Genomic DNA, 15,618 nt, shown 5'->3' with positions numbered 1-15,618 from the left:
TTAGATTCACTTTTACTCTGTCATGGATGACAACAGCCAAGGACTCATCGCATTATTATGAAACAAAGTCTGCAACTTCGTCTCAGTCAGCAATTGGCAATGACGCCACAGCTACAACAGGCTATTCGTTTGTTGCAACTTTCAACGCTTGAATTACAACAAGAAATTCAGCAAGCGCTTGAATCCAACCCTCTTCTCGAACAAGACGACGATCAACAAGATCCCATTTCAGATGATGCCTCTCATACAGAAAATCAATCTGACTCTACAACAGAAACAACAACTGAAAACGAAGTTGAAGAGTTTGACACACTGGATGCTTTAGAACAAAAAGAGATGCCTGACGATCTCCCATTAGACACTCAATGGGAAGAAATCTACACCGCGGGCACACCTTCTGGTACCAGTAATGACTATATGGATGACGAACTCCCACTGTATCAAGGTGAAACAACAGCTTCATTACAAGATTATCTGACATGGCAGGCTGATCTCACTCCGTTTACAGAAACAGACAGAGCCATTGCCATAAGTATTATCGATGCAGTTGATGAAACAGGATATTTAACTGTTACAACAGATGACATCCTGCTTGGAATGGGCGATGATGAGATAGAGCTTGATGAAGTTGAAGCCGTATTAAAACGTATTCAACGCTTTGATCCTATTGGAGTTGCAGCGCGTGATTTAAAGGAGTGTCTTTTGATCCAGCTTTCTGCTTTTTCAACAGATACCCCTTATCTTAAAGAAACACAGTTGGTCATTAGCCAACATTTAGAATTATTGGGTAATCGCGACTTTCGCCAATTGATGCGCCAAACGAAGTTACGTGAAGAGACATTAAAATCGGTTATTGAGATAATTCAATCACTTGATCCTAAACCTGGATTAAGTATTGATACAAGTGAGTCAGAGTATGTTATCCCAGATATACTGGTAAAAAAATCAGGTGAACGCTGGCAAGTTGAGTTAAATACAGATAGCATTCCTCGCCTACGTATAAATGAAACCTATGCTGCATTGGGTCAGTCAACTCAAAATGAGAGCGATGGAAAATTTATTCGTGACAATTTACAAGAAGCCAAATGGCTGATAAAAAGTTTAGAAAGCCGTAATGAGACATTATTAAAAGTCGCTCATTGCATTGTTGACACACAGCAGGCATTTTTCGAATTGGGTGAAGAGCATATGAAACCCCTCGTGTTAGCGGATATCGCTGAACAGGTTGAAATGCACGAATCCACCATTTCTCGAGTGACAACGCAAAAATTTTTGCATTGCCCAAGAGGAATTTTCGAATTGAAGTATTTTTTCTCTAGCCATGTGAATACTGATAGCGGAGGCGAAGCCTCTTCAACAGCAATCAGGGCTTTAGTGAAGAAACTAATCGCAGCAGAAAATCCAGCGAAACCACTTAGTGATAGTAAACTGGCTGATATGCTCGCAGAACTTGGTATCCAAGTTGCTCGACGCACTGTTGCGAAATATAGAGAGTCATTATCCATCCCGCCTTCAAATCAACGCAAAGAGTTGGTTTGAGCATAATTGAGAAGGAAGACACTATGGAACTTCAAATCACTGGTCATAACATTGAATTAACTGATGCTCTGCGTGATACCGTCAAAGCAAAAAGCGCGAAATTACCTCAGTTCTTTGACAAAATTAATAACGTTCAGGTTATCCTGAAAGTCGAGAAAGTGAATAAAATCGCTGAAGCGACCATTCAAGTTAATGGCGGTGAATTACATGCCTCTGCTGAAGCAGAAGATATGTACGCAGCAATTGATGGATTAATGGATAAACTGGCTCGTCAATTAACCAAACACAAAGATAAACTGAGACAACATTAATTCATTTCCCATTGCGAAATGGGGATACAATCGGCGAAGTTACTGCGTTGTTTATGACTCGGTTCAAGCCAACGCCTAATCAATATCAGTAACAAAAAACCAGATGTCACTTTGTGGCATCTGGTTTGCTGGTCTAAGTGAATAAGACAATGAATAACGATACAAAGATGAATATTAGCGACGTACTTTCTCTGGCATGTACACATAATGATGTACATTGCACGAGTAAAAAGCGCGCGTTAGAAATTATCAGTGAAAATGCAGCAAAAGCACTTAATTTACCCGAAACACTGATATTTGAAGCCTTACTGACGCGTGAAAAAGTCGGTACAACAGGGATTGGGGGTGGTTTAGCTATCCCTCATGGACGTATTGAAAGTGATGAAACAGAAAAAGTAGTTGGTGTGTTTCTTCACCTAAGCGAACCTATTGCCTTCGACGCTATTGATAATCAACCTGTCGATTTGTTGTTCGCATTACTCGTTCCTGCAACACAGTGCAAGGAACATTTACACACACTGTCTTTGATTGCAAAACAGTTGGCAGACAAAAACTTATGTCGCCGACTACGCTCCGCACAAAGTGATGAAGAGCTTTATCAGATTATCACAGAATAACCCCTACGGGTTTGTTGGGACGCGAATAGCATACAGTGGAATGATATTCATCACTGGGAAATTATAGGGGAGCTACCTCATGGTGCTGATGATAGTCAGCGGACGCTCTGGTTCAGGTAAGTCAGTCGCTTTGCGTGCGCTTGAAGACATGGGATTTTATTGTGTTGATAACTTGCCTGTTGATCTTTTACCTGAGCTCGCAAAAACACTGGCTGAACGTGATGCTTCTGCTGCCGCAGTCAGTATTGATGTCCGAAATATGCCAGAGTCGCCGGAGATCTTCGAAAAAGCGCTGGAAAGTTTACCCGCTGAATATTCTCCACAACTCTTATTTTTAGACGCAGATAGAAATACTTTAATTCGTCGTTATAGTGATACACGACGCTTGCACCCACTTTCGACCAAAAACCTTTCATTAGAAATGGCAATTGATACCGAAAGTGATCTGCTTGAGCCATTGCGATCACGTGCTGATCTCATCATTGACACCTCTGAGATGTCAGTCCATGAGCTTGCAGAAATGCTGCGGACTCGTTTATTAGGTAAACGTGAACGTGAGCTGACAATGGTCTTTGAATCCTTTGGCTTTAAGCACGGTATTCCTATTGATGCAGATTATGTTTTTGATGTGCGTTTCTTACCAAACCCACATTGGGACCCTAAGCTGCGCCCGATGACAGGCCTCGATCGCCCTGTTGCGGCATTTTTAGATAGACACACCGAAGTTCATAATTTTATTTATCAAACCAGAAGCTATCTTGAACTCTGGTTGCCGATGTTAGAAACCAATAACCGTAGCTACTTGACGGTTGCAATTGGTTGTACGGGGGGTAAACACCGTTCGGTTTATGTTGCAGAACAACTTGCCGACTATTTCCGCTCTAGAGGGAAAAACGTACAATCACGACACAGAACACTAGAAAAACGCAAATGACCCAATATCGACAAGTTGCGATTAAAAATCGACTCGGCATGCATGCAAGGCCGGCGATGAAATTGTTTGATTTAGTGAAAACATTTCAATCAACCGTCATTTTACGCAACAACGAAGGGGTTGAAGCACAAGCAGATAGTGTAATTGCTATGCTAATGTTAGATTCAGAGCAAGGCAGTCAAATTGATATAGAAGTGACAGGTAGTGATGAAAATGAAGCTATTGATGCTATTATCGCATTATTTGAATCAGGGTTTGATGAAGAATAATCGTAATAGAAAACAATAGATTAGCATTTCTTAACTAAATAACCCGAAAGAGACTGTGATCACTGTCTCTTTCTTTTTTATACAGAACCGCCTATTATCTCTTATATGAGTTTAACAACACCCCCACCTCACCCGTGGGGGTGTTGTTTTGCATTGGAATAAATTGGAGTGTGGTATGACAAAGCCAACAATTATCATCAACGAACTTGATGCTGAACGTTTAGATTCATTGCTAGAGCAACCGGCCTTTGCAGATAGCCCTATTGCTGAAGCCTTGAATGAAGAATTAGATCGTGCTGACATTGTTACACCAGCTGATATCCCTGCTAACATTGTCACAATGAACAGCAAAGTCCGCTTTATGGACTTAAAAAACAATGAAGAACGTACACGTACTTTAGTGTATCCCGCTTCATTAAAAGATAGCACCACTGAACTTTCAGTCATGGCACCAATGGGTGCTGCGCTACTGGGTTTAGCAATTGATGACGAAATCAGTTGGAAGCTGCCTAATGGCCTTGAAACTAAGGTTAAAGTATTAGAAATTCTATACCAACCTGAAGCTGCAGGTGAATTACACCGTTAAGTAGAGCTGAAGGTTCGCGTCTTATTTTTATCTTCTCAAATTGAAAAGCACACTGATAAACGCGATATCTCAGCCCATTGCGGGCTGAGATTAAAGGTTGTGAGGAGTGTCTAAAATTTACTCACCTGCAATACTCATTTCTGGTAATAACAACGATCCACACTGAACATTACTGCGCATCTCAATATCATCCCCCATAGTGGCAATATTAGCCCACATATCTTTTAGATTACCAGCAATAGTCACTTCACTAACAGGGTACTGAATTTCACCATTCTCAACCCAAAAACCGCTTGCACCACGCGAATAATCACCCGTCACGGTACTGACGCCTTGTCCCATCAATTCAGTAACAACAAGGCCTGTTCCCATCTCTTTTAATAGTGCATCAAACGATAAACCTTGTCCTGGAATATACCAGTTATGGATACCACCAGCATGGCCATTACTTTTTAAACCCAGTTTTCTTGCTGAGTAAGAGGTTAATAACCACTCTTGTAATACGCCATCTTTAATGATTTCGGCATCGGTTGTACGCACACCTTCGCTATCAAACGGTGTTGATGCCAGACCTCTCATTAAGTGAGGACGCTCTTGAATATTTAGCCACTGAGGGAAAATTTGCTTACCTAAACTATCGAGTAAACAAGAAGACTCACGATAAATCATACTCCCACTGATTGCCGCAACCAAATGACCAAAAATACCTGTCGCAACATCTGCCGCAAAAATAACAGGAGCTTTCATGGTTGGGAGTTTTCGAGGTGCAAGGCGAGATAAAGTACGACGAGCACACTCTTGCCCTACCCATTCAGGTGATGCTAAATCATCAAAACGACGGCTAATGGTATAAGCATAATCGCGCTCCATATCTTCGCCATCACGAGCAATCACACAACTCGACATTGAATAGCGTGAAGATGAATAGCTTTTTAATAAGCCAAGGCTATTCCCAAATACACGAGTTCCACTGTGGCTATTAAAACTGCCCCCTTCGGTATTAATAATTCGGCTATCACTGTCTAACGCCGCTTTTTCTGCTCTTGAAGCCAGCTCTATTGCCTTATCTGCAGTCACATCAGTTGGATGGTATAGATCAAGGAAAGGTGCATCAAATGCTAATAACTCTTTATCAGCAGGGCCTGCATAAGGATCAACAGAAGTATAACGCGCAATATCCACCGCAGCTTGTACTGCACGTTTAATCGCATCAGGACTTAAATCGGTAGAAGAAGCACTACCTTTGCGTTGTTGTTGATAAACCGTAATGCCTAACGCCCCATCACTGTTAAATTCAACATTTTCAACTTCACCATAACGTGTACTAACACTAATACCTGTTGATTTATTAATAGCGACTTCTGCACTGTCACACAGTTTTTCCGCCAGCTCCAATGCAAGCGAGACGGCGTCTTCAAGCTGTTTTACCTGATCTGAATTATTCATTGAGAACCATTTTTCCTAAGGAGAACATCACTTTTTACTTATTTTTAGCAAAGTAAATCAATTGACAGGTGGTCAACAAGCGATTTTCCCAGTTACAATAGAAGATATATGAATGTTATCACCCGTCGGGCTTTTGGTCATTCACCAAATCACACTCCCGGCTTACTCTGCAACAGGAATTTTTATTATGGCAAAGCAGCCTGAAGAGTGGCATTACCTCAATCCTGAATTTGACGATACTTCGTCAGAAGAGGAAGAAGAGGAAGAAATTATCTGGGTCAGCAAAAGCGAAATTAAACGTGATGCTGAAGCGCTCAAAAAACTAGGTACTGAATTAGTAGAATTAAGTGCGCAAGAATTAGAGCGTGTGCCATTAGATGAGAAATTATTAGCCTCTATTCAATTAGCACAAAAAGTACAGCGTGAAGCGCGCCGTCGCCAAATTCAATATATCGGAAAATTACTGCGCAATGTGGATGAAGATCCGATCCGCCAAGCGCTTGATAAACTAAAAAACCGCCACAACCAACAGATCTTAGTACTCCATAAATTAGAAGATCTGCGAATTCGCCTTGTCGAAGGTGGCAATGAAGTGATTGAAGAAGTCGTCGCTCTTTATCCAATGGCAGATCGCCAGCAATTGCGCACACTTATCCGTAATGCGAAAAAAGAAAAAGAAGCAAACAAGCCTCCAAAATCATTCCGCTTACTGTTTCAATATCTAAAAGATTTATCAGAATCAGCATAAAACCTGATCATCCTGAAAACGCAGTGTCAATTCAGCCTCACTGCGATTTTCAGGGCATATTTTTACTCTAAATTATTTTTGTGTATTTTATGCTCACAATGAAAGCTCAATACGTCTTTACCAAGTGTATTTTGTGCTTCTTGCATCAACTCAACTAAAGGCTGAAAATCGCTGGAATGATGAGGCAAATGCTTGAAAATGATTTTTACGGGTAATTCAATTTCTCCCATTAATACATCCCATAATGCATCTAAGTTATTACCAAAATGCTCATCTAACTGAAATTGCAATGCAAAATCCCGATAAAAAGCATCTCTATCTGCCAGCATCTTAAAATCAAAAACAACCTGTTTCATTAAGGGGCAACCTTTGTCATTGTACGATAATGATCTGTGGTGACATAAATAAGCCCATCATTCGAATAGAGCAATCTATCACTACCTCGATGACCACATTGATAATTTACATCGGCTTCATACCACTGGCGTCCCGCTTCTTCAGGCAACTGTTTTTCACGATTCATAAAACGATCGCCACCAATAGCCCTTCCTGGTAATACTTCACACAAATTACCTGCTTTTGCATTCCAGCCTTTTTCTCTTGCTTGTTTTTTAGTGAGATAAAAATCAGGTAGTTGTTGATGACGTTGCAAATAGTTAGCCACTGCGCTAGCTTGCGTTTTTTCATCGATAGACAGTGGAATTTGTGCCGGCTTATTGGTGCTATTGCTAGATGATGTTGGAATAGAAACTGACGATGAAGATACTGATGTTTCACTTTCGGGAAGCAAGCCCTTATAAAGAACACCAAATAAAACAGCAATAACAATAATAACTGGTAATAAACGTTTACCCATAAATTAGCACCTTCATGATAAAAAACTCCATCAATTGATGGAGTTTAATAAATACACTTAAATAACGATAGCAATAATTAAGCTGTACCACCTACCGTGATTTTATCCAGCTTCAAGGTTGGTTGACCAACGCCAACAGGTAGGCTTTGCCCTTCTTTACCACAAACACCGACCCCCTTGTCTAGCGCAAGATCATTGCCCACCATTGAGACTTGTTGCATAGCTTCAATACCTGAACCAATCAGCGTGGCACCTTTAATCGGTTTCGTTATCTTTCCGTTTTCAATTAAATAAGCTTCAGAAGTTGAGAAAACAAATTTACCCGATGTAATATCAACCTGACCGCCACCAAAATTAGGTGCATAAATACCACGATCAACACTCGCAATAATCTCTTCTGGTGACGATTTACCCGCTAGCATGTAAGTATTGGTCATACGAGGCATTGGAAGGTGTGCATAAGACTCACGGCGACCATTTCCTGTTGGTGCAACCCCCATTAAACGAGCGTTCATCTTATCTTGCATATAACCTTTTAAGATACCGTTTTCGATTAACACATTGTATTGACCCGGAACACCTTCATCATCAATAGCAACAGAGCCACGACGTCCTTCAATTGTGCCATCATCAACTATGGTACAAAGCTCAGAAGTCACTTTTTCACCAAGACGACCTGAAAATACAGAGGTTTCACGACGGTTGAAATCACCTTCTAAACCATGCCCAACAGCTTCATGTAATAACACGCCCGGCCATCCTGCACCTAGTACTACAGGCATTGTTCCAGCCGGTGCGGCAATTGCAGATAAATTCACTAATGCCATCCGCACCGCTTCACGCGCGTAAGTCACAGCATGGCTTTCACCATCAACTTTCATTAAAAAGTAGTCATAACCAAAACGACCACCGCCGCCACTTGCACCACGTTCACGTTTGCCATCTTCTTCCACCAGCACGCTGACAGAAAGGCGAACTAAAGGACGTACATCGGCTGCTAACGTGCCATCGGTTGCTGCAACAAGTACATGCTCATAAACACCGGTTAATGATGCATTAACCTGCTTAACACGTTTGTCTTCAGCTCTAGCAGCTTTATCTACCTCATGCAAGAGTGCAATTTTCTCTTCACGAGAGAGGCTTTGCAGCGGATCATTTAAGCTGTATAGCGGAGAATGTTGAATAGCACCTAAAGTATGGATATGACCATTACCTTTGGCCTGAACAATACTTCGTGCAGCATGCGCACTTTGGTTAAGTGCGTTAAGCGTTAGTTGGTCGGCATAAGCAAAACCGGTTTTTTCACCGTAAATTGCTCTAACGCCAACACCTTGATCAATATTGTAAGAGCCATCTTTAATAATCTGATCGTCGAGGATCCAAGCCTCGTGATAACTTGACTGAAAATAAAGATCACCATAATCAATTTGACGCTGTGCAAGCTGCTCTAGTGTTGATGCTAAATCATCTAAACTAAGTTTGTTTGCTTCCAACAGACTTTCGCTGACAACAGCTAAACTCATAATTCTTCTTTATCCTTAACTTTTTTGATTAAGTGGGTCAGTTTCGGGCGAAAACGGTTATGTTTCACGACCCGTATCTGTTCACGCATACCGTGTAAACTTTCGACACCAACATTCAGCGTTAGCGCACTGACAGCATCAGGATTCTTTTTCAAGACTTTTCCCCAGCCATCAATCGCCATGGTATGACCCCAAGTCCGGCGCGTATCATGTGTACCCACTTGTGCTGGCGCTAAGATAATACACTGATTCTCAATCGCACGAGCACGTAATAAAGGCTCCCAGTGCGCTTTCCCTGTTAAACGGGTAAAAGCCGCTGGTACAGAGATTATCTCTGCCCCTTTTTCTCTTAATGCTTGGAAAATACCAGGGAAGCGTAAGTCATAACAGATCGTTAAACCTAATTTCCCAACGGGAGTATCAACGACGGTTAAGCGCTCACCACGTTGATAAATAGAAGATTCATTATATTCGCCCTGTTCATCATCAATACTCACATCAAACATATGAATTTTATCATAACGAGCGCGAATAACGCCTTCATCATCGAAAACCAAACTACTGCTGGTAATTTGATCTGGGGAGTCTCGACTAATCAAAGGCATAGAACCGACTAAGATCCATACTTTGTAACGCTGAGCCATTTTAGCAATTGCATTTTGCAACGGCCCATCCCCCTGAATTTCAGCGTGTTTATGATAATCTTTAGAGTTCGAAAAAAGTAACGCATTTTCAGGTGTTAATACCAGCTTCACTGAATCGGGTAATTGCTTAATCTGTTGCTCGATTTGCGCCAGATTATTTTTTGTATTTTTTCCGCTACAAAGTTGCAAAAGTGCGACATTAACTTTTTTCATAACGCCTGATTCTCCTTAAGCTGACGCAGTACTTCGTCAATTTTGGGTTGTTCCATAGTTCCGGTCACATGATAACGGATAACTGAAATCTTACTCCAAAGTGGCCCCAGAACCTTTGATGCCGCAAATACTGCGGCGCCTGCAATTGGGTTTATTGCGAAAGCCGTGGCAACACCGACTGTAGCTGAAATCTCAGGGGTGACTACAACCTGTAGATCCATTTGACGTTCAAGTAAATCCACTTTCCCACTTATCGCAATATCAGCAATAACACCATCAACATGAACTCTCTCTGCATTCATAATACCTTGATTAATCGTAATTTCACTTTTAATCGAATCATATTCAAAATGCTCACTGAAAGTATCTCTAAAATCAAACTGCAATTTACGTAAAAGTGCATCAAAACTTACTAGTCGTAGTAATTTACCCGCTTGTCCTACATCGACTTTCTCTATGCGTCCTTTGCCTAAAACAGATTTAATATCACCATTTAAGTTCGCAATATTAAAATTCCACGGTGTATCATGCCATTGTAATGAAAAATCGGCAGAAAGCGGAGATTGTAAAATGGGTACGATATACCCGAAATAAGCGGCCAATTCATCAATTTCGTCAGCTTTCAGCTTACCGATTAATTTCGTCGTGTTATTTCCGTCTAGACCTTCAGACCACACACCATTAACCTGAAGCTCACCACTGCTATTTTCCAATTTACCGCCAGTTAAAAATAAAGCACCTTTATTTTGTTTTAACGAACCTTCAATTTTCCCTAAGAGTAAACCATTAATCCAACACTCCCGGCATTCAAAATCAATAGAAGGAATATTTTTCACTGAAAACTTCAATGCATTAGGATCATAAATATTGGCCATTTTTAATGGTTTTTCTTCTTGAGAAGTGGATGCACCATTAAAATAGAGATAATTAATATTTACTTGCCAAGGTGCTGATATTTTAGGAATAAATACATCACCTCGTAATTCACTTCCTGAAAATGCTAATTTTACACCATCACTAACTCGCATAATTTCAGTTTGTGGGTTATTCCATTTTTGCCCAGCAAAATTTAAATTGGGCAAACTGATATGCACATTATCAGGGAAACTCACTGCATTTTCAGAAGGTGTTAATGATGAAAAGGCAATTAATGTCGGTAACCATTTATCTCCTTCTAGTTCTTTAAGAGCAATGGTTAAACGTTGTTGTGAGCTTAACTCCGGTAACTTGAGGGTAGAAGAAACAAGGTTACCTTGTAATAAACAAAGTTGTTTACCTAATCCCCATTGGCTATTAAGTTTCCACTGTTTTTCAGCGTTAGCATTCACAGTCAAGGTTTCACTATTACCATTTGCTGAAATCACAATAGGGGAAGAGTTTTTTAGATCTAGAGTTTCAGGTACTGTTAATTTACTTTTTAATGTATTGATATTCCCTGTTAAATCAACTTGATAATCGACATCACCTTTTTCGGGGATCTTAACATTAACGTTGCCATTCCATGGGAATACACCACTAAATTTTTGCTGAATATCGCTAGGCAAGCCCTGAATTTTTTGAATATCCCATTGGCCTTTTAACCCTACATCTACTTGATAATTATCCACCGTATTATGGCTTGTAAATGAAAATGCGAGTGGCTGACCAAACCAATTAGCTGTTAATGTATCACTTTCAAGTTTGTCATTATGGTAACGAAATTGCCCGCTAACACCCTTTAACGTGGTATCCATAAAATTCAATGTGACATCATTATTTTTTAAATTTATCTCGCCAGATGCAACAACATCATCGCCGCCAAAAGGAATATCAAGCTTCAATGTGCCATTAATTTTTCCTGCCACTTTAAGCTCTTCAAGTGTATGACCAATACTCGCCATTTGAGAATCTAAGAAATACTCTTTCAGCTCATCACCCGTAGCTTGAATATCTGCATTAATTAAGATCTTTTCTTGTCGATAGCTCTCAATCACCGCACTTAAGTTCGTAGCAGTTGCTTTACCCACTTTCGCTTCTGACGATGACATCCATAACCCATCATTTTTAAAATCTAGATTAATATCGAGATCGAATAATGCAGGCCATTCACTATCAAATTTAAACGTAGCATGTTTAACAGGGGCATAAACTTGGAACCACCCTTTGTGATTATCAAAAGGAAAATCTGTCGGATCACCATGGAAGATAAATGTTCCATTGTCGATATTACCCGCAATAATCGCATCTGAAAGATATTGAGTAAGTTCTTTACCAACATACTCTTCTGGCAGATAACGCCATGCATCTCCGGCATTAGTCACTCTTACGCCAGATAAAATAGAAAGTTGCTGATCTTCACCTTGCTTTTCATAACGAAAATCTCCTGCAACCCATGCTGAAGTTGCTTGAATATCTAATCCTTGGCTCCAAAGTGATAAATTATCCCCAGAATGTTGCCAATAGAGTGTTCCTTTTCCTTTTTCGATATTCAGTGGTGCTTTAAATAATTCGCCAGTATCTATTTCACTGTCAGCTAGGGCAAAGTTAAGTTCACCACTTTGCATGCTCCCTTTTAATTGCCCACTGAAATGTTGCACTGATGGGATCTCTTGCCAACGCTTCCAACCTACATTTTCCCAAGAGAGATTAATCGCACTTTGCTCGAAGTGTTCAGGCATGAGATCTAAGGCAAAATCATTAACCACACCAGAAAATTGGCGATACTGCCACTGACGTACAAAATCAGGAGTTAAAAACGAAAATAATGGTAACAGTGAATACAGCCTATCTAACTCGATATTTTTAGCTCTAATACGCCATGCTTCATCATGTTGTTTTTCTTTCGGTTGATAGAGAACAGCTAAATAGCCATCAGGCCACTCTTCACCATCCATGGTAATTTTTCGAGTATAAGGAATATCAGCAAGCCAGCCATTCTCTTGTCTTCTCATGCGTAAAATTAAATCTTCAACATTTAATACATGTGAAGTACCTTCACTACGCCAATCCATTTCACCTTGATGAATTTGTAATTGGCTTCCCGTAATACGGCCTTTAGTAATTTCAATCCAGTTTGATAAGCTTGCTTTAGCTTCACCTAAACCACTATTATTTTTTACCCACTGGCTAAGCCAAGGTGAAATATCAATATCATCAGCAGTAAGAAACACCTTACCATTATCAATTAAGCCTTCATTCGTGGTATAGAGGTCGAGGCGAACTTTTAAACCACCATAGTGATTAATCGATGTATCAAGGGTGACTTCACCTTGAGCACGATGACGTTTTTTTTGATTCAGCCACATCAACTCAGGAATATGTAATGTACTGGTATCACCTGACGGGGTTAGAAAAATAAAACGGCTTTTGACTAGCTTAAAGCGATCGAATTGTTCAAGAAAAAGTGAAGAAATATCATCAGGTGCAGTTAGCGTAATATCGCCACTTTGCCCAGTAAAAATAGGCCGTTGGTAATTGACATCTAATTGATCAAAAGTCAGCTCACGAAAATGAGGACGGAGGGTCAATAATGAACGCCACACATCAAAAGAAAAAGTCACTTTTTCTGCGCTAACGTTTACATCTTTATTCTTAATATTAAGTCCGTTGACTTGAATATCAGGGCCAAAATTCTGCCATTCCCCATTAATTTTCGTTATTGAAACAGGGGTATTAAGTTGTTTTGTTAAATACGTTTCTATTTCAGGGCGATAATCATCTAAACGAGGCAGAAAATAGCGAAACCCGCTTAACACCAAGGCAAAAACGATGAGGCAAAAAACTGTTATAACTAACAGGTATTTAGGCAGCCGCTTCATTTTTGTCTCCTTTCTGCCATCATATTCATTAGGAAGGCGACTCCATTACATCATCACCACATCAAATTGCTCCTGACTATAGAGTAGCTCAGTTTGCACTTTTACTTGCTTACCTACGAAAATTTCAACCTCTGCTAATGCATGGGATTCATCACCTTTTAACGCATCAGCAACCGCCGTAGAGGCATAAACTAAGAATCGATCTGCATCAATCGTTTTATGTACACGCACTATCTCACGTAAAATTTCATAGCAGACTGTTTCAACTGATTTTACCGTACCTCGCCCTTGGCAAGTTGGGCAGTCATCACAAAGTACATGCTCAAGGCTTTCTCGTGTTCTTTTACGTGTCATTTCCACTAAACCGAGTTGAGAAAAACCATTAATGGTCGTTTTCACTCTATCTTTACTTAAGGCTTGTTCAAGTGATGCCAATACTCTGCGTTTATGTTCATCATTATTCATATCAATAAAATCAATAATAATGATACCGCCTAAGTTACGTAACCGTAATTGGCGAGCAATAGCTTGGCTTGCCTCAATATTAGTATTAAAAATGGTTTCTTCTAAATTTCGATGACCAACAAAAGCCCCCGTATTAATATCAATCGTCGTCATTGCTTCTGTTTGATCGATAATGAGGTAACCGCCTGACTTTAATTCAACTTTACGCTCTAAAGCCCGTTGAATTTCATTTTCAACACCATAGAGATCGAAAATAGGCTGATTCCCTTGGTGTAATTCAAGTTTAGCGGTTAATTCAGGAATGTATTCACCAATAAATTCCTGTAATTGATTATAAGTTAATTTAGAATCAACACGTATGCTATCTAATTCAGAGCCAGCAAAATCACGTAAAATACGCTGTGCTAAAGCTAATTCACCATAAATTTGAATGCGGGTTTTATTTCTTTTCTTACGCTCAATAATTTTATTCCACAAGCGTTTAAGAAAAGCGGCATCTTGCTTAATTTCATGCTCGCCAACACCTTCGGCGGCTGTACGAATAATAAATCCCCCATTTTCATCGCAATACTCTTCAACGAGTTGCTTTAAACGCTCGCGCTCTTCTTCGCTATCAATTCGTTGAGAAACACCTACATGAGATGCACCTGGCATAAACACTAAATAACGGGAAGGCAATGTAATATCGGTGGTCAGGCGAGCGCCTTTTGTTCCTAAAGGATCTTTAACCACTTGTACAATTAAATCTTGGCCTTGGTGGACTAATTGCGCAATATCACGAACATTAAACTTTTTCTGCTCTTCACCTGCGATACATTCAGTGTGAGGCATAATATCAGAAGCATGTAGAAAAGCGGCTTTATCTAGCCCGATGTCAATAAATGCAGCTTGCATCCCGGGTAATACGCGACTTACCCGACCTTTGTAGATGTTTCCGACGATACCTCGTTTCGCTTCTCTTTCGACATGAATTTCTTGAAGTATGCCTCCACGAATATAAGCAACTCGAGTTTCAGATGGCGTCACATTCACTAATAACTCTGCTGTCATGAAATCTCCTTCTCATTAGCTAGAGACAAAAATTGAGCTATCAATGCTTCGGTTTCAACAAGAGGTAATCCGACAACAGCATGATAACTCCCCTCAATCCGTTGAACAAAACGGCCTCCTTTTCCTTGAATACCGTAAGCACCAGCTTTATCCATTGGCTCTCCTGACTCAATATACGCGCTAATCTCACTCTCTGTCATCTTTCGAAAAGTGACGTGTGTGACGACTAATTGGCTCAATGTGCGTGTTTTATTAGAGATAGCAATTGCCGTCATCACTTGATGAGTTGCACCTGAAAGTGAACGTAGAATTTGTGCTGCATGGGCTTTATCACGCGGTTTTTCAAGAATATGACCATCATGAACCACAATGGTATCCGAGCCTAGAACAGGATAATCATAGGGTGCTTGTCGTACACCTTCTTGTGATTTTTCTTTTGCCAAACGAAGGACATAATCTTCTGGTGATTCACCTTGTTGCCAAATTTCATCAATAGCAGGGGTGATAATACTAAACTCAACATCTAATAACGCGAGAAGTTCACGTCTTCTTGGTGAGCTGGATGCAAGATAAAGCGTGGTCACAGATAATGTCCTCATGACGGTAACGCAAAAGAGACC

The 15,618-nt window shown here is 40.3% G+C and carries 15 protein-coding genes; 7 read left to right on the top strand and 8 right to left on the bottom strand.

Annotation, left to right across the window (positions count from 1 at the left end; genetic code table 11):
- Positions 1 to 57: 57 nt before the first annotated feature.
- The 6 genes from rpoN (at position 58) to rnk (ending at position 4,256) form a co-directional block, all read left to right on the top strand.
- A complete protein-coding gene (gene rpoN / locus LW139_RS02780) occupies positions 58 to 1,539 on the top strand; it encodes an RNA polymerase factor sigma-54 (RefSeq protein ID WP_166539202.1) in 1,482 nt (493 codons plus the stop codon).
- A gap of 23 nt (positions 1,540 to 1,562) precedes the next feature.
- The gene (hpf, locus tag LW139_RS02775; RefSeq protein ID WP_036913954.1) at positions 1,563 to 1,850 is read left to right on the top strand and encodes a ribosome hibernation promoting factor; all 288 of its coding nucleotides are present in this window, start codon (positions 1,563 to 1,565) and stop codon (positions 1,848 to 1,850) included.
- A gap of 149 nt (positions 1,851 to 1,999) precedes the next feature.
- The gene (ptsN, locus tag LW139_RS02770; RefSeq protein ID WP_023582879.1) at positions 2,000 to 2,467 is read left to right on the top strand and encodes a PTS IIA-like nitrogen regulatory protein PtsN; all 468 of its coding nucleotides are present in this window, start codon (positions 2,000 to 2,002) and stop codon (positions 2,465 to 2,467) included.
- A 79-nt stretch (positions 2,468 to 2,546) separates the two neighbouring features.
- Positions 2,547 to 3,401 (top strand): RNase adapter RapZ, encoded by an 855-nt coding sequence (rapZ, locus tag LW139_RS02765; RefSeq protein WP_023582880.1) that lies wholly within the window; start codon positions 2,547 to 2,549, stop codon positions 3,399 to 3,401.
- Positions 3,398 to 3,670 carry a PTS phosphocarrier protein NPr gene (npr, locus tag LW139_RS02760; protein ID WP_006535359.1) on the top strand — a complete coding sequence of 91 codons (273 nt, stop codon included), beginning with the start codon at positions 3,398 to 3,400 and terminating at the stop codon, positions 3,668 to 3,670. Before rapZ ends, npr begins: the two co-directional genes overlap by 4 nt.
- Before the next feature lie 175 nt (positions 3,671 to 3,845).
- Positions 3,846 to 4,256, top strand: coding sequence for a nucleoside diphosphate kinase regulator (gene rnk, locus LW139_RS02755; RefSeq protein WP_075671465.1), 411 nt, complete (start codon positions 3,846 to 3,848; stop codon positions 4,254 to 4,256).
- Between the two features lie 117 nt (positions 4,257 to 4,373).
- Here the strand turns inward: rnk and pmbA are convergent, their stop codons facing one another.
- Positions 4,374 to 5,702 (bottom strand): metalloprotease PmbA, encoded by a 1,329-nt coding sequence (gene pmbA, locus LW139_RS02750; protein ID WP_227336385.1) that lies wholly within the window; start codon positions 5,700 to 5,702, stop codon positions 4,374 to 4,376.
- A 187-nt stretch (positions 5,703 to 5,889) separates the two neighbouring features.
- On the opposite strand from pmbA, the gene yjgA reads away from it, so the two are divergent.
- Positions 5,890 to 6,450, top strand: coding sequence for a ribosome biogenesis factor YjgA (yjgA, locus tag LW139_RS02745; RefSeq protein ID WP_072069864.1), 561 nt, complete (start codon positions 5,890 to 5,892; stop codon positions 6,448 to 6,450).
- A 62-nt stretch (positions 6,451 to 6,512) separates the two neighbouring features.
- Here the strand turns inward: yjgA and LW139_RS02740 are convergent, their stop codons facing one another.
- The 7 genes from LW139_RS02740 to LW139_RS02710 form a co-directional block, all read right to left on the bottom strand.
- Positions 6,513 to 6,806, bottom strand: coding sequence for a barstar family protein (locus tag LW139_RS02740; RefSeq protein ID WP_166539204.1), 294 nt, complete (start codon positions 6,804 to 6,806; stop codon positions 6,513 to 6,515).
- Complete coding sequence (locus LW139_RS02735; RefSeq protein ID WP_166539205.1) at positions 6,806 to 7,306, bottom strand: ribonuclease; 501 nt, start codon at positions 7,304 to 7,306, stop codon at positions 6,806 to 6,808. The genes LW139_RS02740 and LW139_RS02735 overlap by 1 nt, the downstream gene beginning before the upstream one ends.
- A 77-nt stretch (positions 7,307 to 7,383) precedes the next feature.
- Positions 7,384 to 8,829 carry a metalloprotease TldD gene (gene tldD / locus LW139_RS02730; protein ID WP_166539206.1) on the bottom strand — a complete coding sequence of 482 codons (1,446 nt, stop codon included), beginning with the start codon at positions 8,827 to 8,829 and terminating at the stop codon, positions 7,384 to 7,386.
- Entirely contained in the window at positions 8,826 to 9,686 is an 861-nt protein-coding gene (nit1, locus tag LW139_RS02725) for a deaminated glutathione amidase (protein WP_088493815.1), read from the bottom strand. The genes tldD and nit1 overlap by 4 nt, the downstream gene beginning before the upstream one ends.
- Complete coding sequence (gene yhdP, locus LW139_RS02720) at positions 9,683 to 13,483, bottom strand: AsmA2 domain-containing protein YhdP (protein WP_247850596.1); 3,801 nt, start codon at positions 13,481 to 13,483, stop codon at positions 9,683 to 9,685. Before yhdP ends, nit1 begins: the two co-directional genes overlap by 4 nt.
- Before the next feature lie 45 nt (positions 13,484 to 13,528).
- On the bottom strand, positions 13,529 to 14,998 hold the full coding sequence (rng, locus tag LW139_RS02715) for a ribonuclease G (protein WP_072069784.1): 1,470 nt from the start codon (positions 14,996 to 14,998) through the stop codon (positions 13,529 to 13,531).
- Entirely contained in the window at positions 14,995 to 15,582 is a 588-nt protein-coding gene (locus tag LW139_RS02710; protein ID WP_166539208.1) for a Maf family protein, read from the bottom strand. Before LW139_RS02710 ends, rng begins: the two co-directional genes overlap by 4 nt.
- Positions 15,583 to 15,618: the final 36 nt, after the last annotated feature.

The sequence above is a fragment of the Proteus vulgaris genome (assembly GCF_023100685.1).
In the GTDB taxonomy this organism is placed as follows: domain Bacteria; phylum Pseudomonadota; class Gammaproteobacteria; order Enterobacterales; family Enterobacteriaceae; genus Proteus.
Note: the sequence above shows the minus strand (reverse complement) of the source record. Positions and strands in the feature narration are given on the sequence as shown.